The sequence below is a fragment of the Streptococcus parasanguinis genome, assembly GCF_032163505.1.
GTDB classification, from domain to species: domain Bacteria; phylum Bacillota; class Bacilli; order Lactobacillales; family Streptococcaceae; genus Streptococcus; species Streptococcus parasanguinis_V.
Genome location: NZ_CP134147.1, coordinates 633,270 through 651,143, shown reverse-complemented (window position 1 = coordinate 651,143; position 17,874 = coordinate 633,270). Strand labels below are relative to the sequence as shown.

Below are 17,874 nucleotides of genomic sequence, written 5' to 3'. Positions count from 1 at the left end.
ATTATTATTAGAGTATATTGAAACTTTCCGCTGTGAGAAAAGTGCCTGAAATAATCATGTTTCAGGCACTCGGAATTATTGAGACCTTTGGCTCAATAATTAGTCATGGAACTTCTTCGAAGTTCGCTGACGTCCGTTCTCACCTAAGGAAAGTTTCTAATTTGATTTGAGCTTCTCTTTTCTTAAATCTGCACAATCTTGCGGTAGCTCCGAGAGGTGATCCAAAAGACGATCAGGTAGGTGATGAGAAAGACAGCACAGACGCTGAGGGTCACGACGAGGACTTGGCCACTATTGATGACACCGAGGACTTTGAGAATGAGGCGGATCATATGGTAGGCAAAGGCCAGGTGGACAAAGGCAAAGATGAGAGGGAGGAAGAAGACGGTCCGCACTTGACGGTTGATGGTCCGTTTGACCTCATGTTCATCAAGCCCCACCTGTTGGAGGATGACGAAGCGATCACGGTCTTCATAGCCTTCTGAGATTTGCTTGTAGTAGATGACGATAACCGTTCCGACCATAAAGATCAGTGACAAGAAAATTCCGATAAAGAAGATGCCACCAAAGAGGCTATTCAACTCTGCCACATCGTTGGCTCGGTTACCTCCATAGATAAATGTTCCTTGGCCCTGTTGGCTGCTCAATTCATCGATCATCTTGTCATAGCTAGCTGCTAGCTTGAGTTGCTGGTCTTCATCAACATTGACATTGAAGCCACCGTAGATATTGGTATTGATAGCAAGGTTCGGAAACTGGGCGACAAAGGCTGAGAGGTCAGGCACGATCAGGTAGTTGAAATCCTCCGTCAGCATGTTAAACTGATTTGGAACATGATCGGTGATAAAATCCTTGCTCACTTCTTCCTTGACTTGGAAGTCTTGCCCGTTGATAGTGAACTGCTTTTGCCCTATCAGAGCCTTGTTATGAGCAAAGAGGATGACTTGGTTGCCGGTCAGATCGACGTGTTCTCCTGTCATCTGTTCATAACTTTCCGCATCAAAGACCATAAAGACGGTTTTAGGAGTGACGCTGCGTTCATCAGCTGGATAGACGGTGAAATCCGTGCCCTTTTGTGATTTGACCCCAAAGTTGGCATAGGTCATCAGATCGCGATTTTTGATCTCAAGATGATGCTCAGAAGCAAACTCATCAAATTTCTGATTGATTTGCTCCAGATCTACCCCTTTTCCTTGGACAGAGAAATCATGAGGAGCCATGATCTTCTTGAACATTTCGCCACCGACATAGATGTTGGTGGCAGCAGAGATCGTCACCAGCACCATGGTCGAGAGGATGGCAATGGTCGCAAGCCCCACTGCATTTTTCTTCATGCGATAGATGAGGTTAGAGACCGAGATCATGTTGTTTGGTTGGTAATAATACCCCTTCTTTTTCTTAAGCAGGTGCAAGAAGACGGTGATCCCAGCATTAAAGAGCAGGTAGGTCCCGATCATAACCAAGACAACGGCTAGAAAGAAAATCAAAATCGCAGACATGGGGTCTTTGACAGACAAAGCCAGGTAGTAGCCAAAACCGAGAGAGGCTAAGCCCAGGATGGTTTGGGGCCACAAAAAGCGGGCTTTCTTTTCGCCACTTGCTTTCTCACGAGTTAGTTGCAGGGCATTCAAACGGAGAATGCGCCAAGCATTGAGAAGGACCAAAAGGGCAAAGATGAGACCAAAGGTGACAAAGACTGCAATCACAATTCCAGGTTGGAAGGTAGATACCAGCTGGACCTTCATCTTCATCAGTTTCAAGAGAAAGGCAAAGATCAGCTTATCAAAGAGGGCTCCGATCAAGACACCGCTTGAGATAGTCACAAAACCAAAAATAAAGAGTTCTTTGAAAATCATGCTGATGAGATGCCGCTTTTCAAGACCTAGCATGCTGTAGATTCCCAGCTCTTTGGAGCGGTTTTTCATGACGAAGCTATTGGCATAGAGCACGATGATGGCTCCAGCAGCATTGACCACAAACAGTCCCAAGCCTAGGGTGAAGAGCATGGGAGATCCTCCTCGAAGCTCATGAATGTGGGGATTAAAGGTCAGGGAGTCAAAGAGGTAGGCGATGGTCACTGCGAGAATGACTGCAATCGCAAAGGGATAATAGAGCTTGCGGTTCTTGATCAGATTGGAGCAAGCTAATTTAGTGGTTAATCGAAACATCTACTCCACCTCACTTGCCATGACCGTCAAGGTATCCGAGATTTCTTGGAACATCTGACGTTCTGTTTTTTCCCCGCGGAAGATCTGATTGTAAAGGATCCCGTCCTTAATAAAGAGCACGCGCTTGGCCCGAGCTGCCGCTGCGGTTGAGTGGGTCACCATGAGGATGGTTTGTCCCATTGTATTAATATCTTCAAAGACATCGAGCAAAGCAGCCGAAGATTTGGAATCCAGCGCCCCTGTTGGCTCGTCTGCCAGGAGGATTTCCGGAGATGTGATGATAGCCCGTGCTACAGCCACCCGTTGTTTTTGCCCACCAGAGATTTCGTAAGGGTATTTCTCTAGAAGTTGGTGAATGCCTAATTCCCGACTCACGCTATCGACCTTGCTCATCATTTCCTTGACCGGCCTGCGAGAGAGGACTAGAGGCAGGAGGATATTGTCCTTGACGGATAAGGTGTCGAGCAGGTTGAAGTCTTGAAAGACAAATCCTAGTTTTTCCCGACGGAAGCTCGAGGCATCCTTGTTCTTGATAGTTGAAGTATCGGTACCGTTGAGGTAGACCCGTCCTTCGGTCGGCTGGTCCAGCATGGCTAGGATATTGAGAAGGGTCGATTTCCCGGACCCTGATTCCCCCATGATGGCGACGTATTCCCCTTTTTCCACGGTAAAATGAATGTCCTTTAGGGCTTCAACTTGCGTCCCTTGAAAGCGGGTTTTGTAGATTTTTTTGATGTGTTGAACGTCTAGCAATGACATACTTTTCTCCTTTTACTAGTAGATCAAGAAAAATTCTTGGGTTTGGTGCAGGACTTGGAGACCAAATTCCGTCTTTTCCAGATCGGTTTGCTCATTTGGTTTCTTAATCTTTTTGGGTTGTTTCATCCATTTCAAGAGTTTCATTTTCTTGACCTCCTTCATTTGATGAGACTATTGTATAAAAAATAAAAGGCGGCTACCATAACCTAACCTTTCATTTTACCGTTTATTTCTTACATTTTTGTAAGATGGAAAAAAACTAATCCATGACCAACTTCTTCTCTTCAAAGCGAATGGCGACGGTTGTGCCTTGGCCAACCTCTGAGTGGAGGCTAATCTTGTGGCCCAATTGCTCTGCAATTTTCTTAGACAGATAAAGCCCCAGCCCTGAGGATTGCTGGGTCATGTGGCCATTGTAACCGGAGAAGCCCCGCTCAAAGACGCGAAGGACATCGCTATTTTTGATTCCAATCCCGCTGTCTTTTATATAGAGAGTCTGGTCTTTAAAATAGATTTCAATTCCACCTGTGCTGGTATACTTGAGGCTATTGGACAAGAGTTGCTCGATGATGACCAAGAGCCACTTGCGATCGGTAATGACGGCGACATCCAAATCATGCAGGTTCACTGTCAAGTTCTTTTGGATAAAAAAGAGGGCATATTTGCGGACCACTTCTTTGACCAAGTCCTCTAACGACACGCGCTTTAAGACCAGATCGTCATGAAAACTCTCCAGTCGCAGGTACTGCAGAACCAGATTGGCATAGGAGTCAATCTTGAAAAGCTCCTGCTCCATCTGCTGCTTGACAATAGGTGTCTCGACATCTTGGACCAAGAGCTGGCTAGCTGCAATGGGCGTCTTAATCTGGTGAACCCAGAGGGTGTAGTAATCCATCAGGTCATTGAACTTGGCCTGGGCTACTTTGCCTTGCTCCAGGCGCGCCTGCTGTTCTTCTGTATATTTTTCATAAAGAAGATGTTCCAGTGGTGAGGCAAGCTCTATTTCCTCATACAGCAAGGCTTTGCGGTACTCCTGAAAGGTCATAGCGAAATCCCAGATCAAGATACAGAGGGTAAAAAATCCTAGCATCAGAGTTGCATAGAGGAAAACCGTCCCCGTCTCTGGAAAGAGAAAGGCAAAGACCAAATCGACCATCAAAAAGATGACCACTAGATAGAGCAGGCGCCTGCGGGATACCACATACTGCCAAAAGATATTTCCATATTTATTCATGGACCAACCCATAACCGATGCCTTTCTTGGTTTCGATGAAGTTTGACAAGCCAGCCTCTTCTAATTTCTTGCGAAGGCGGGCCACATTGACAGACAAGGTATTATCATCAATAAAGAAGTCGCTATTCCAGAGCTCTTTCATCATATCATCACGCGCCACGATACTGCCCGCATGTTCAAATAGGACGCGCAGGATCTGAAATTCATTCTTGGTCAACTTGATGACTTCCCCTTCATACACCAAGTCCGTAGACTTGAGATTGAGGATGGCTCCCCGGTGCTCCAGCAGATTTTGATCTGTCCCAAATTCGTAGGAGCGGCGCAAGAGCCCTTGGACCTTGGCAAGGAGGACATTTTGGTCAAAGGGCTTGGTGACAAAGTCGTCTCCACCCATATTGATGGCCATGACAATATCCATGGCTTGATCCCGTGAAGAAAGAAACATGATCGGAACCTTTGAAACCTTGCGAATCTCTTGGCACCAGTGGTAACCATTGTAGAGAGGCAGGCCAATATCCATGAGAATCAAATGAGGGTCGCTTTCGACAAAGATCCCGAGGACATCCATAAAATCCTCTACTGCAACCACTTCATAGCCCCATTGTTCCAATAATTGTTTGACCTGTTGGCGGATAATTTCATCGTCTTCCACTAAGAGAATTTTATGCATGGCTGTCTTTCCTTCTTTTTTCTTCTTCCTATTATAACAGATTAAGAAGCAGAGAAAAAGATCGAGCGTAGCCTTCTTAACAGTAAGAGCTTTTTCTACTCCCATTTTTGTGCTATACTGAAAGAAATAAGACACGGGAGGCACAGATGTCGACTATTTTTGATTACCTAAAAGAAGTGACTTATGATTCCATATATGACCGCCCCTTCAAAGAACTGGATGTTCTCGCATTGACAGAGCTGACCTATCTGCCCTTTGGACACATTGTGCCTCAAGGAGATACAACAGGAATCCCAGTGCGCCTGTCTGATGCGATGGAACTGATCGACCGGACTACCGATTTTATCGTGAGTAACCAGCACCTGCAATTAGTTGATGAGTTAGCTACTTCAAAGCGCTTTAAGAACATCAAACTCCTCAACTATGTCGATGAATACGATCCCGATGTGCAAAAACAGTTTGCGGCCATGACCTATCGGCTTAGTCTGGATACGTATTTGGTCGTTTTCAGAGGGACTGATGATACCTTGATCGGCTGGAAGGAAGATTTCCACATGACCTATATGGACCATGTACCAGCTCAGAAACGCGCAGCCAGCTACCTGCACCATGTCATGAAGGAATTTCCAAAAGGACGTTTCTTGGTGGCTGGTCACTCCAAAGGGGGAAATCTCGCAACCTATGCCTGCTCGTATCTACCTGATTCCTTATTTGAACGGGTCGACGCCATCTACAGCTACGATGCTCCTGGCCTCAACAAGGCCATCATCGAAACCGAAGGCTACCAGCGCACGTCTCCATACATTCGTCGCTTTGTCCCTCAGGGATCCATCGTTGGTATGATGTTGGAAGTGCCGGAACCGACGACCATTGTCAAGAGTCGCGCCTTGGGTGGCTTTGCCCAGCATGACGCCTTCACTTGGGAAATCAAGGACTACAGCTTTGTGACCGTTTCAGAAACCAGTCCAGATAGCCAGCAGACCGATCTGACCTTGAAGCAATGGGTTCGCGAAACATCGGCAGAGGAGCGTAAGAAGTTTTTTGACACCTTTTTTGGCATTTTTCTGGATGCCGGCATCACTTCCATCAATGACCTAACCGATCTCAAACAGCTAGCCAAGGCCAAGGAAATCCTCCAAAATGCCCAGGATTTGGATCCAACCGAGCGGGAAATGCTGGAACGCTTGGCCAAGCAGCTCATCGACACCCGCTTTCAAGCTTGGAAAAAATGGCAAACGGTCCCCCGCATCCTGGTTCAAATGGCCGCATTTTTCAAGCGAAAAAAAGCAGTCGGGCTTTCCTCCCCACTGCTCCTAGAGCACAAGGAGTGAGGCTCAACAACTGAAAAAAGAGGCCACCTCTTCTATTCACTAAAACGCAAAAAGAGAGTGGGACAGAAATCGGTAATTCGTTAGAATTCGATTTCGTCGTCCCACCTCCGCACAGTTGAGTAGGGCTGTAAAGGCTGATGAAATCAGCGTAGTAGAGCCCACTCAACCACTGCGTCTTGCTCGACAATCCAAAAATAATCGAGAGGCTAGGACTTTTGTCCCAGCCTCTTCTCTATTTTCTATTGGTTCTGAGGAGATGGAGCATCTGGCGTGCTTGCTTCTGTTACAGCTGCGCTTGCAGGCTCGGTTTCTGTCTCAGTTGTGGCAGGCTTGCTTCCTTCTGAAGCTGCTGCTTCTTTTTCCACCGGAGTTTCTGTAGCGACAGGCGTTTCAACCGTGGTAGCTGGTTTGGTCACTTCGCTTGCAGATGGCGTTGCTGCCAACTCTGCCTGAAAGGCTTGGATGGCCTGCAGTAAGGCTGCTTTATCACTCTTTGGATTAGCCAATTGGTCAAAGAGAGCTTCTAAGCGATCAAACACAGCATCACTAGCTCCCTTGTCCTGCAATTGTTGGTGAAGAGCCATCAATTGATTATAGAGCTGTTGATAAAGTGCGACATCCCCAATCTGAGGCTCTTCGGTTTGCTTTTGTTTTTGCTTTTCAATAGTATCGCTGATTTCGCGTAGAAGTGCTTCCCCACTTCTAATAGCCTTGTTTGGATCAGATTCTTTTCCAAGTTGAGTCAAGCCTGCTTCAAAAGCCGTTCGTTTGTCTTGGTTTTCGACCTGTGGCAAGAGCGACTGGATTTGCTCTAAGAGAGCTGTCAAAATCTTGTTCTGTTGACGGGCTTCTGTTGCCTTATCCAACTCTCCATACAAGCCTTTGAGGAAATCATAAACCGCTACGTTGTAGGATGGGGTTTGACTTCCTTTTTGATCCAAAACTGTTTTTTCAATAGGATAGGTTTGGCCTTTTTCTTGGGAGAAGAGCTGGTCAATAGCTTGCTTGGTTTGGTAGAGTTCCATAAAGTGAGACTTGGAATCCCAAGCTTCTTCAAAGGCTTGAGCTCGGTAGAGCTTCAAGGCTAGATCTGCTGCCTTGGTGCGGAGTTCTGGTGTCAAGCGCTCATCGCTCAAGCTTTGATAGAAATACTTAAGATAGTCGACCGAGGTCACACCCGTCCGATCTTGCATCTCCTGAACAGCTTCTAATAGCTTCCCTTCCTGCTCTAAACGCTTGCTGTCCTTGGCAGCATAAGCTTCCTGCAGTTGAGAGACCAACTCTTCCTTCTTCAATTGGAAGGCTTCTGTGTCTAGCAAGCGCACTTGTTCCAGCAATTCTTGGTAACGACGATCCAAGGCTGTCTCTTCTTTTGGCTTGACCGCTTGAGTCGCATGAATGTACTGCGCATCAACCTGTTTGAGACTTGCAAGATAGCCCTCTGTTGAGTTACTTGGGAAACTCTTGACATTTTCCAAGAAGTGACCCAAGATGAGCTCAATCCGTCTTTGTTGCAATGGATCAGAAGCATAGAGGCTGCGGCTTTCTACTAAGAGTTGGTTGACCTTTTCTTCTACTGCTTTTTTGTCCAAGTCTCCTTTTTTATAAGGCGATTGGATGGTAGGAAGGCGATGGGCTAAGTAGTCTGCTAGACCTGCTGAGCGCACCTTGATGTAGTGGTTATGATCGCCATGCGGGATGACAAACTGGCCATTTTCAATCTGGAGGCTATAAGGAGAAATCCCCGAACGAAGCGCTGTTGCATAGAGTTCATTGATAAAGTCTAGTTCAGGATTGCCAGTTTCGAGTGGGATCCGGACATGTTCCTTACGAACAGCATAAGGATGGATGTGGGTCGGATCGTATTCTTGGTCTGGATTGTTAAAGACAAAGAAACCCTTGGAAATCTTTATGGCCTCGCGAGGGACACCGTAGGTCTTGCTGATGTACTGGATCTTTTCCTCATCTGAGGCATCACGAGAATAGGTCGCAACGTCATCTGTCAGGGGCTGACCCTTGTCCTCTTCTTTCTTACCAGCTAGAGTTGCCTCTGCTGCTGCAATCTCTTGAGGAGAGAGGTCCTTTTTATAGAAATAATGGGCATGGTTGCCATGAGCGACCATATAGCCTTCCTCGTCCTTGCTGATGACCTTGTCAGCGTGGAAGCCATGATCGTGCTCCTCTTTGTGATCGTGACTGTCGCCATGCTCATGATCATGCTCATGGTCAATTGGTTTTGTGCTTGGATTTGAAGGCAAGCTTGGACTTACTTCTGTTGGACTACTAGATCCTTGAGTACGAAGCAATTGGAATTGCCGTGCCAACTCACGCTCTAAAGGCGATAGGGAGCTGTAAGGGATAAAGTGGAAATGATCCCCATGAGGGTAGACAATCCCTTGATCGGTCCACTTGGTAATCTTACTTGGATCAAAGACAGAACCATCAGACTCCACATGACGAGAAGACAACGGGGCTTTCTGCAATTCTTCGATCAAGTTGGTCAGGGTTGGACTCGGTTTGGAGGCAGTCGGTTTAGACGTCGTTGGGGTTGTCTGTGTATTGGTTGGACCGGCTGACGGCTGGTTGCTCTCTTGTTTCCCTATGCTTGGAGAGGCTTGATCTGGAGTTCCTTGCCCTTGTTCTGTACTTGCTCCAGCTAGGCGTGAGTTTCCAGCCTGATGGCCAGCTTGACCACCTAAGACAGAGAGGGCTGCTGCTAACTCTCCAGCAGATAAGGCACTCTTTGGAATATAATGGAAATGGCCGCCATGGGGTACAATAAAGCCGTCCCCTGTATCTGAAATGACATCTCCAGGGCTAAAGACATAACCATCGTCCGTACGGTAGCCACCAGCTGTATGGTTCTTAGCCGTCAGCATCTCAAGAGTCTTTCCTTCTTTCAGCGCTTGACTCGGTTGACGGAAATCACGGGTCTTGCCTGCCTTGTGCGAGGAGCTCGCTTGCACCGATCCCGTCTCCCCTTCTTCTTTTGCGCCTCCATTTTGCTGTTGAGCGATCTCTTCGATCGAGCGCACATTGACTGTATGTTGGGCATCCTTTAAGTAGAGATAGTATTTCCCAGCGCGTTTGATAATATAGCCATCCTTGACCTTGCTCACGATATCCGCTTCTTGCAGCTGGTAAGTTGGATCCCGCAAAATCAACTCTTCACTAAAGATGGCATCAAATGGAACCTTGCCGCTGTAGTAATGAAAATGATCCCCATGAGAAGTGACAAAGCCTTCATCTGTAATCTTAATGACAATCTGCTCTGCCTGGGTCTTTTCCTTGGCATTGACCGCTTCGATGCTGTCTTCCTTTTTACTGGAGGCAGACGATGACGATTTCTTGTCCGCTTGCAAATACTGAATCTGATTCTTTTTCTCTTCCTTGACTTGTGGTTGCTGACTGAGCGCATAGGCACAGAGTCCTAGCCCCAAAGTCGCTACAATTCCAATCGTTCCCTTTTTCTTCATTCTTGATTTACTCCTCTAATTCCTTGGCTAAAGTCGCCATATTTTCTTCTAAATTTTCTAATAGATCCTTATCATTTTGTGGATCAGCTTCCAGTGGATCCAGAACCTTAACACGCGCCCCTGTTGCCTTGGCGATACTATCTGCCACCTTTGACGACGTGTGCTTTTCCACAAAGATCGTTTTCACCTTGTAGTCTTTGACAAACTGCTGGATCTCGGCCAATTGCCGAGCGGTCGGTTCTTGCTCTGGAGAAATCCCTGCAATCCCTAATTGCTTGAGACCAAAGCGTTTGGCCAGATAAGAAAAGGCCGTATGCTGGGTCACAAAAGTCTTTTGCTTGGCCTTGTCAAAGACAGGCTGGTAGCGAGCTACTAGTTCCTCACAGCGCTTTTCAAGCTTTTGGGCATTGGCCTGATAGAGCTCCTTGTTCTTTGGATCGATCTCTCCCAAGCGCTGGGCGATAATCTTTCCTTCCTCTGCAATTTTCGCAGGGTCCAACCAGGTATGCGGGTCATACAGTTGCTTGGCTTCTTTTCCCTGACCAGCCTCAACATCCTCTAATCCAGCCACCTTATCAAGGGTCATTCCTTGACTCCCTTCGATCACCTGTAACTTGGAACCTTGTAGATTAGGATCTAAGCGACCAGCCCATGATTCCAGGGTCTGAGAATGATAGACAAATACATCCGCATCATAGATTTGGGCCACTTCCTTGGTTGAGGGCTCGTAATCATGGATCCCTGCACCGGACTGAACCATCCAGATGTCATTTTGATCCCCAGAGATTTCCTTAACCAGAGCATAGATGGGATAAAAACTCGTGACAATTTTGAGACCTTTTTTAGAAGGGGGCTTGCCTGCATTTCCTTGACTAGCACAAGCTGCAAGCAGAAAGAAACCGAGGAACAAGAGTCCCAGCACCTTCATTTTTCTCCTTTTCATCCTTCACCTCTTTTTTATTTTTATTAACCAGTTTATTAATCAGTTAATTAACTAGTTAATAATACTGCTATTTGTTTGCTTTGTCAAGCCTTTTTTACATTTTTTTCCTTTTAATGCTAGGGACTAACCTTTTACTAGCCTCCACGACCTTTCCCTGCAGAAAAAAAGAGGCTGGGACAAAAGTCCTAGTCTCTCAATTGTCTTTGGATTGTCGAGCAAGATGCAGTGGTTGAGTGGGCTCTACTACGCTGATTTCATCAGCTTTTACAGCCCTACTCAACTTTGCAGAGGTGGGACGACGAAATCGAATTCTAACGAATGACCGATTTCTGTCCCACTCTCTTTTATTGACGGTAGAAATATTGATCAGCTGGGTAGTTTCCTGCAGATTGAGTCACCACCAGACGTGGCTTACTGGTGTCAGACTGATCTCCATCTGGATTTTGGAAGCCAATTTTCAGCAGTCCAATCGCCGCACCGGTCTCACCCATCTTCAGTTCAACATAAGGGATCTTGCTCTTCTTATCTGAGTCCGCAACGGCCTTGAGGCTGCCTTGGCCCTTGACTTTCCCATCTGCTTGGATGACGATCTCAGCACCCTTGCCATTGCGCCAGGTTCCAGCTAAGCTAGAGAAGTCGCCTCCGTTAATGGCCGCAATATCCAAGTCTTTCTCTTTTTTCGGTTGCGGGTAGGCTTTCCACCACTCTAGATGGTAATCACGGTAGGCCACGTCCCCAAAGAGAATCCGACGTTCTTGGGAAGCTACTCCATCAGGACCTGTCACACCCGCTGGGATCAAGTACAAGGTTTGCTCTTGCCCTTGGATCGCAGTCGCATTGGCCCCAGTGAAATAAACTTCATAATAGCCTTTTCGCTTCTTAGGCTCTTTTTCTTTATTGAACAAGTAACTCGCCCGAGTGCCTCCACTCCAGAAAGTCCAGCCAGTCTCCCCATTTACAATACTTGGAAAGGCATTGGTCTTGTTTTGGTAATACTCTTCTGGAGTATAGCCATAAAGTTTAAAACCAGAATCTGCGATTTCCTTTTCATAGGTATCATTGGAATAAGCACCTTCAAACGGTGAGAGATTGCCATCAAGGACGACATCATTTGGATCTGTCGATTTAAAAAAATCCTCCCGATTGGCAAAAACCATCTCGTGGTCAGGATTTTTATCAGACATGGTGACCGTAATCAAAGGTTTCTTGTCTGTCTTGTATTTGAAGACACGAACAGTGACTGTAAAGTCTGTATTGCCATCGGACTTTTTCATCTTGCCTGTCGAAACTTTGTTAGACCCTTCGACCTTCCAATCCGTACTAAATTCAGCGGATACCTTGCCGTCAGCCGTTTGGTAATCGATCTTCCAGGCCTTGCCCTTTTTCTCGATTTTGGCTTCATCCCGTTCATTAGAGACATAGTCACCACTCAAGTCAATAGCTTTTTCCTTTGGCTTGGTGACCTTCTTGCTGGTCTGCTTAAATTCCTTTTGATGGTCTGGTTGGATGTTGGAGCTAGAGTAGAGATAAACTCCTCCGATCAGAACAACTGCTCCGACAAGCCCCAAAATCGGCCCCAGGTATTTTTTCTTCCACTTAAGATTCATTTTACTACCTCCATGGAATAAGATCTTTACACTAGTATACCCTAAATCGAAAGTATAGTAAAATTCCCCTCTATGTAGTGATTTTCCAGGTTTAAACTGACTAGTTTTAGCAGAGAATACCTGTTTCTCAGAAATAATATTTTGTTTATCGTTATTTTTTTATCGTTTTTCGATACTTTTTTATTGACTAATTTTTTATAAGGAGTATACTATAAGTAAATAATAAAGAAACTTCAAGGAGGCTTGCGATGAAAAACTCGAAAACCTTAAAAAATGTCATTGAAGTCTTAACGGCTTTCATTTACTTCTGTGGCTTTATGACCGTGGCTGCATTGGTCGTCCATCTGCTTTCCCGCATAGGCCTTTTCAAAGATCTCATTCAATCAGGTCGCTTGTCCTTTGATGCGAATGGCATCCAGCTCTTCCCCAAACATCCGCAACCTCTCTGGCAGTTGCTTTTCCCACTAGCCTCAAGCGCTATCTATATTTACCTTCTCATCACCATTCGCAGCTTCCTCCAAAATCTCTACCAAGAAAAGATCTTTTCTCACTCCAACATTGATCTTTGCAACCGAGCTTGGAAGATTCTCTTGGTCTTGTCCTTTATGTCTGGCACACTTGAAACCAGTGGAAATGCTTATCTCCTCCCCTTCACTTTCCAATTTACCTTTAACACAGGGCTTCTCCTTGCCGTTCCAATCGTCTGGGTCTCTGGCAAGATTTTAGAGAGAGGTATTGAGATTGCTGAAGAAAATGAGCTAACCATTTAAGGAGGGTGCCATGATTATCGTCAATCTAGATGTCATGCTGGCCAAGCGGAAAATGAAATCCAATGAGCTAGCCGACAAAATCGGCATCACCACAGCTAACCTCTCCATCCTCAAAACCGGCAAGGCCAAAGCCATCCGCTTCACCACCCTTGAAGCCATTTGCAAAGAACTCGACTGCCAGCCAGGAGATATCTTGGAATACCGGCCAGATGAATAGGACAAGTATTTAAATATATAATTGGAGACTTACCTTGGGTGAGGACGGACGGTAGCGAATCCCTTTGGGATTCCATACCTAAGATTTGAGCCCACTGTCTCAAATCTTCCGAGAGTCTGAAACGATACCGTTTCAGACTCTTTTCTCACTGCGGAAGTCTCCATTAATATTCATTACTAATAGGACTCATATACCATCCTTGTAAAACTCAATGATGGGAACCATATCAATACAATAAAAGCACTCCCACCGGAGTGCTTTTCATATGTCTATCGTTTAGCCGATAATGCTTCCATTTGGAACAGATGGATCAACGGTTAGGACCGTTAATTGATCTCCGTGTTCTGCGGAAAGAATCATACCTTGGCTGACGTATTTTTTCATCATCTTACGTGGTTTGAGGTTGGCCACGATTTGAAGTTTCTTGCCGACCAATTCTTGTTCATTTGGATAGAATTTCGCGATACCAGAGAGGATTTGACGGTCTTCGCCATCTCCTGCGTCTAGGCGGAAGCGAAGCAGTTTGTCTGATCCTTCGACGCGTTCCACTTCTTTGACTTCTGCTACACGGATTTCAACCTTGTCAAAGTCTTCAAATTTGATCTCGTCTTTTTCAGACTTGAGTTCCACTTCTTCTGGAATCCATTCTTTTTCTTGTGGTTTTCCAGCAGTCATTTGAGATTGGATGTAGGCAATTTCTTCTTCCATGTCGAGACGTGGGAAGATTGGAGTTCCTTTGGCAACCACTGTGACATTTTCAGGGAAGCCTGCTAGGGTCAAGTTTTCAAGATCGAAGTCCAAGCCCAAGCCAAGTTGTTCCATGATGGCATTTGAGGTGTTCATCATGAATGGTTGGATCAAGTGAGCCACAACACGAAGGCTAGCCGCTAAGTGAGCCATGACCGCTGCCAATTGTTCCTTGTCCCCATCTTCTTTAGCGAGGACCCAAGGAGCAGTCTCATCGATGTACTTGTTGGTCCGAGAGATGATGTTCCATACGGCTTCCAAAGCGCGTGGGTAATCAACCGCGTTCATTTGCTTGTGGTATTCAGCGATGTTTTCTTCAACTACCTTAGCCAAATCTGCATCAAATGCAGTGACATTTTCGACATAAGCTGGAACTTGACCACCAAAGTATTTATTGATCATGGCTACCGTCCGGTTGAGGAGGTTTCCAAGGTCATTGGCCAATTCATAGTTGATGCGAGCCACGTAGTCTTCTGGTGTGAAGGTACCATCAGAACCAACTGGAAGGCTACGCATGAGGTAGTAACGAAGTGGATCCAAGCCGAAGCGCTCCACCAACATTTCTGGGTAGATGACATTCCCTTTAGACTTAGACATCTTGCCATCTTTCATGACAAACCAACCATGAGCAATCAAACGGTCTGGCAATTTGATATCCAACATCATGAGAAGGATTGGCCAGTAGATGGAGTGGAAACGAAGGATGTCTTTTCCGACCATGTGGAAGACGGTTTCGTTCCAGAACTTATCAAAGTTTTCATGATCTTCTTGACCGTAACCAAGAGCTGTCACATAGTTAAGAAGGGCATCGATCCATACATAGACCACGTGTTTTGGATTAGATGGAACTGGAACTCCCCAAGTAAAGGTTGTCCGAGATACCGCCAAATCTTCCAAACCTGGCTCGATGAAGTTTTTCAACATTTCATTAAGACGACCATCTGGCGTGATGAAATCAGGTTGGGATTTGAAAAATTCCACCAAACGGTCTTGGTATTTACTGAGGCGAAGGAAGTAAGATTCTTCAGAAACCCATTCTACTTCGTGGCCTGATGGGGCTACCCCACCGATAACCTTGCCATTCTCATCACGGTATACCTCAGCCAATTGGCTTTCTGTAAAGAACTCTTCATCAGAGACTGAATACCAACCAGAGTACTCACCCAGGTAGATGTCGTCTTGCGCAAGCAAGCGTTCAAAGACCTGAGCCACTACTTTTTCATGGTAGTCGTCTGTTGTACGGATGAATTTATCGTATGAGATATCGAGCAATTGCCAGAGTTCTTTCACTCCAACGGCCATCCCATCTACATAAGCTTGCGGTGTAATGCCAGCTTCTTCTGCTTTTTGCTGGATCTTTTGACCGTGCTCATCGAGACCAGTCAGGTAGAACACATCGTAGTTCATCATACGTTTGTAACGCGCCAAGACGTCACAGGCGATCGTTGTATAAGCTGAACCAATATGCAGTTTACCAGATGGGTAATAGATAGGGGTTGTGATGTAGAATGATTTTGTCATTTTCTTTTCCTTTCAGGGCTAATGGAACCCAATTTAGTAACACTCTATTATAACATTTTTAGGAGACCCTGAAAACCCAAAACCAGCTAGGATCTAAGGAAGACAAGCAAAAAAGCTGACCGAAGTCAGCTTTCTATGATTGATAACGAATCCTGCTAAAATTGCCTCGCTTTGGCATTTTCAGGCTCGGGATAAAAATATCCACTGGATATTTTTATTTACCAAGATAGTATTCTTTTACAACGTTCAATTTTTCGTCAAATTCGAATACCAATGGTGGGAAGTTAGGGATTTCCACATCCATGATTTCGTCATCTGACAATTGTTTGATGTGTTTAACAAGAGCACGGATTGAGTTACCGTGTGCTCCTACGAATACGTTTTTACCGTCTTTAAGAGCTGGAGCGATTTTATCTTCCCAGAATGGAAGGGCACGTTCCAAAGTAACTTTCAAGTTTTCAGCATCTGGAATCACTGAATCATCAAGTGAAGCGTAACGACGGTCAGTGTGTGCTGAGTGTTCATCATCACGGTCCATTGCAGGAGGCAATACATCGTAAGAACGACGCCAGATGTGAACTTGTTCATCACCAAATTGTTCAGCAGCTTCTGCTTTGTTTTTACCAGTCAAACCACCGTAGTGACGTTCGTTCAAGCGCCATGATTTTTCAACTGGAACCCACAATTGGTCAGAAGCTTCAAGAGCCAAGTTAGTAGTTTTGATCGCACGTTTCAATACTGAAGTGTAAGCTTGGTCAAATTCGATACCAGCTTCTTTGATCAATTTACCAGCGTCGATCGCTTGTTGTGTACCTTTTTCAGACAAATCAACATCAGCCCAACCAGTGAAAAGGTTAGCTTTGTTCCATTCAGACTCACCGTGGCGAGCAAAAACCAATTTTACCATTAGATGGATCTCCTTTTTATTCTCCGAGGTTCCCCCCGTTTATCTATTCTATTCTACTAGATTTTCAGTGAAAAATCTAGTGGCGACCATAGAAAAGTGCAATTTCTCACAAAAAAGAGCCTGACGGCTCTGGTTTGAAAATGAGGAATGTTTATTCTTACGTTGATACAGCTTATTCTTCTACTTGATTCTTTTCAGTCGAACAATTTCGTTGTTCAATCATTTTTCTGATATCTTTTAAATCACTATACATATGAACCATATAAATAAGCAGACAAAGATAAACACCAAACCCCAAATTATAATAAACTTTTTGAATCGTTAATGAAAATGCAGCATATATCAAAATCACACTACAAGATAAGTAAATCAAAAACGACTGCAGGCTAGCCAAAAATGGATACCCCTTTTTTTCAAAAGAATCATGAATAAAATAGGCTATAACAGGTAAAAGAATTAATAGTATGAGAGAAATAATAAAGTAAGAATTCACCACACCTTTAAATTCTTGCCCCCAAAATACTGAGTTGTTTTTCCGAAATAGAAAAACCTGTGAAGTATCAGAATACGAATAATAATGACCATTCAAAAATGGAAGCCCAACAATTGAAAAAATTAGAATAATATACAATACAAGCTCCCAGATTAAACTAAGATTACTTTCTTGTTTTGTTTCTGACATCTTTAACCCCTTTCCTTAATCACTCTGTCTTCAATATCGACCATATCAAAATCCGAATCTGTCATAGTCCCTAAGACATAAAGACCATTTGGTAAATTCGATTTTTTTACAATCGCTTGTAATTCATCCTTAAAACGGATATGATCCCTTTTCACACCTTTAGGTAATGTCACTTGAACATAGATGACATCATGATCTAAAGCTTCTTTTACCGGAAAACCATACCATCCTCCAAGAACAGTCCGTCCACTCTTCGCTGATTGTTTCTCGTAATCTTCAAGCCAATGTATCCCGCCAGTATAGTTAATATTACTTGAAATACCAAGTTTTAATTCAACCTTCGATCCTTTTAAGATAGAATTTTGATCTATTTTTTTCTTTAATTCCTGCTCCACCTTTTTTCTCTCAGGATTCAATTCTAGGGCTTTTTCAAGAATGGGTACATACGTGCTAGGAGGCTCACTATACATTCCTATTGAATCACCAAGCAATCCAAAACGTCTTTCTTTAGCTACAGGTGGATAATATGGCAAAATGACTTGTTCTAACATCATTTGTTTCTTCAATGGAATAGAGACGACTTTCCCATTAATCCTTTCAGAATAGGTATAATTAGCATTAATCACTAGTTTTGATTCACTTGTAAGCGAAAGGCCCGTGATCCGAACCTCTCCTGAATAATGATTATTCTTGTAGATTTCCTTGATATTTGATTCTAAATTTTTATAAAAACAAATAGTTAAAAGGATAAAAAAACCAACAATGACCAGTAAACTTTTTAGTTTTTCACTCTTTATCTTCATTTTTTATATCTTTCTATAAGTCCTTATCTCACAAACATT

Annotated in this window: 15 protein-coding genes; 3 read left to right on the top strand and 12 right to left on the bottom strand. The window is 44.5% G+C overall.

What is annotated here, in order from left to right:
- Positions 1 to 182: 182 nt before the first annotated feature.
- The 5 genes from RIN70_RS03410 to RIN70_RS03390 all read right to left on the bottom strand — a co-directional run bounded on the left by RIN70_RS03410 (position 183) and on the right by RIN70_RS03390 (position 4,831).
- Positions 183 to 2,168 carry an FtsX-like permease family protein gene (locus RIN70_RS03410; protein ID WP_313790671.1) on the bottom strand — a complete coding sequence of 662 codons (1,986 nt, stop codon included), beginning with the start codon at positions 2,166 to 2,168 and terminating at the stop codon, positions 183 to 185.
- The gene (locus tag RIN70_RS03405) at positions 2,169 to 2,927 is read right to left on the bottom strand and encodes an ABC transporter ATP-binding protein (protein WP_006596750.1); all 759 of its coding nucleotides are present in this window, start codon (positions 2,925 to 2,927) and stop codon (positions 2,169 to 2,171) included.
- 15 nt (positions 2,928 to 2,942) lie between these two features.
- A complete protein-coding gene (locus tag RIN70_RS03400) occupies positions 2,943 to 3,071 on the bottom strand; it encodes a hypothetical protein (RefSeq protein ID WP_256263012.1) in 129 nt (42 codons plus the stop codon).
- Positions 3,072 to 3,186: 115 nt separating this feature from the next.
- Complete coding sequence (locus RIN70_RS03395; RefSeq protein ID WP_155125275.1) at positions 3,187 to 4,161, bottom strand: sensor histidine kinase; 975 nt, start codon at positions 4,159 to 4,161, stop codon at positions 3,187 to 3,189.
- Positions 4,154 to 4,831 (bottom strand): response regulator transcription factor, encoded by a 678-nt coding sequence (locus RIN70_RS03390; RefSeq protein ID WP_045759189.1) that lies wholly within the window; start codon positions 4,829 to 4,831, stop codon positions 4,154 to 4,156. The genes RIN70_RS03395 and RIN70_RS03390 overlap by 8 nt, the downstream gene beginning before the upstream one ends.
- Before the next feature lie 146 nt (positions 4,832 to 4,977).
- Between RIN70_RS03390 and RIN70_RS03385 the strand changes: the two genes are divergently transcribed.
- Positions 4,978 to 6,162, top strand: a complete 1,185-nt coding sequence (locus RIN70_RS03385) for a DUF2974 domain-containing protein (protein WP_313790670.1) — start codon at positions 4,978 to 4,980, stop codon at positions 6,160 to 6,162.
- Positions 6,163 to 6,401: 239 nt separating this feature from the next.
- On the opposite strand, the gene RIN70_RS03380 is transcribed toward RIN70_RS03385, so the two are convergent.
- From RIN70_RS03380 to RIN70_RS03370, 3 genes are all read right to left on the bottom strand, one after another.
- Positions 6,402 to 9,638, bottom strand: coding sequence for a pneumococcal-type histidine triad protein (locus RIN70_RS03380; RefSeq protein WP_313790669.1), 3,237 nt, complete (start codon positions 9,636 to 9,638; stop codon positions 6,402 to 6,404).
- Between the two features lie 7 nt (positions 9,639 to 9,645).
- Positions 9,646 to 10,581: a metal ABC transporter solute-binding protein, Zn/Mn family gene (locus tag RIN70_RS03375; protein WP_272144693.1), complete on the bottom strand. Its 936-nt coding sequence runs from the start codon at positions 10,579 to 10,581 to the stop codon at positions 9,646 to 9,648.
- A 344-nt stretch (positions 10,582 to 10,925) separates the two neighbouring features.
- A complete protein-coding gene (locus tag RIN70_RS03370) occupies positions 10,926 to 12,188 on the bottom strand; it encodes a DUF6287 domain-containing protein (RefSeq protein ID WP_313790668.1) in 1,263 nt (420 codons plus the stop codon).
- Positions 12,189 to 12,436: 248 nt separating this feature from the next.
- Between RIN70_RS03370 and RIN70_RS03365 the strand changes: the two genes are divergently transcribed.
- Together RIN70_RS03365 and RIN70_RS03360 are read left to right on the top strand one after the other, a co-directional pair.
- Positions 12,437 to 12,958 (top strand): DUF2975 domain-containing protein, encoded by a 522-nt coding sequence (locus tag RIN70_RS03365; protein WP_247913784.1) that lies wholly within the window; start codon positions 12,437 to 12,439, stop codon positions 12,956 to 12,958.
- A gap of 10 nt (positions 12,959 to 12,968) precedes the next feature.
- Entirely contained in the window at positions 12,969 to 13,175 is a 207-nt protein-coding gene (locus tag RIN70_RS03360) for a helix-turn-helix domain-containing protein (protein WP_003006064.1), read from the top strand.
- Positions 13,176 to 13,451: 276 nt separating this feature from the next.
- Here the strand turns inward: RIN70_RS03360 and metG are convergent, their stop codons facing one another.
- The 4 genes from metG to RIN70_RS03340 form a co-directional block, all read right to left on the bottom strand.
- Positions 13,452 to 15,443, bottom strand: a complete 1,992-nt coding sequence (gene metG / locus RIN70_RS03355) for a methionine--tRNA ligase (RefSeq protein WP_247913785.1) — start codon at positions 15,441 to 15,443, stop codon at positions 13,452 to 13,454.
- A 214-nt stretch (positions 15,444 to 15,657) separates the two neighbouring features.
- Positions 15,658 to 16,350, bottom strand: coding sequence for a phosphoglycerate mutase (locus tag RIN70_RS03350; RefSeq protein ID WP_003012031.1), 693 nt, complete (start codon positions 16,348 to 16,350; stop codon positions 15,658 to 15,660).
- A 172-nt stretch (positions 16,351 to 16,522) separates the two neighbouring features.
- Positions 16,523 to 17,032, bottom strand: a complete 510-nt coding sequence (locus RIN70_RS03345; protein ID WP_155125269.1) for a hypothetical protein — start codon at positions 17,030 to 17,032, stop codon at positions 16,523 to 16,525.
- 2 nt (positions 17,033 to 17,034) lie between these two features.
- Positions 17,035 to 17,835 carry a hypothetical protein gene (locus RIN70_RS03340; protein WP_061590925.1) on the bottom strand — a complete coding sequence of 267 codons (801 nt, stop codon included), beginning with the start codon at positions 17,833 to 17,835 and terminating at the stop codon, positions 17,035 to 17,037.
- Between the last annotated feature and the right edge of the window lie 39 nt (positions 17,836 to 17,874).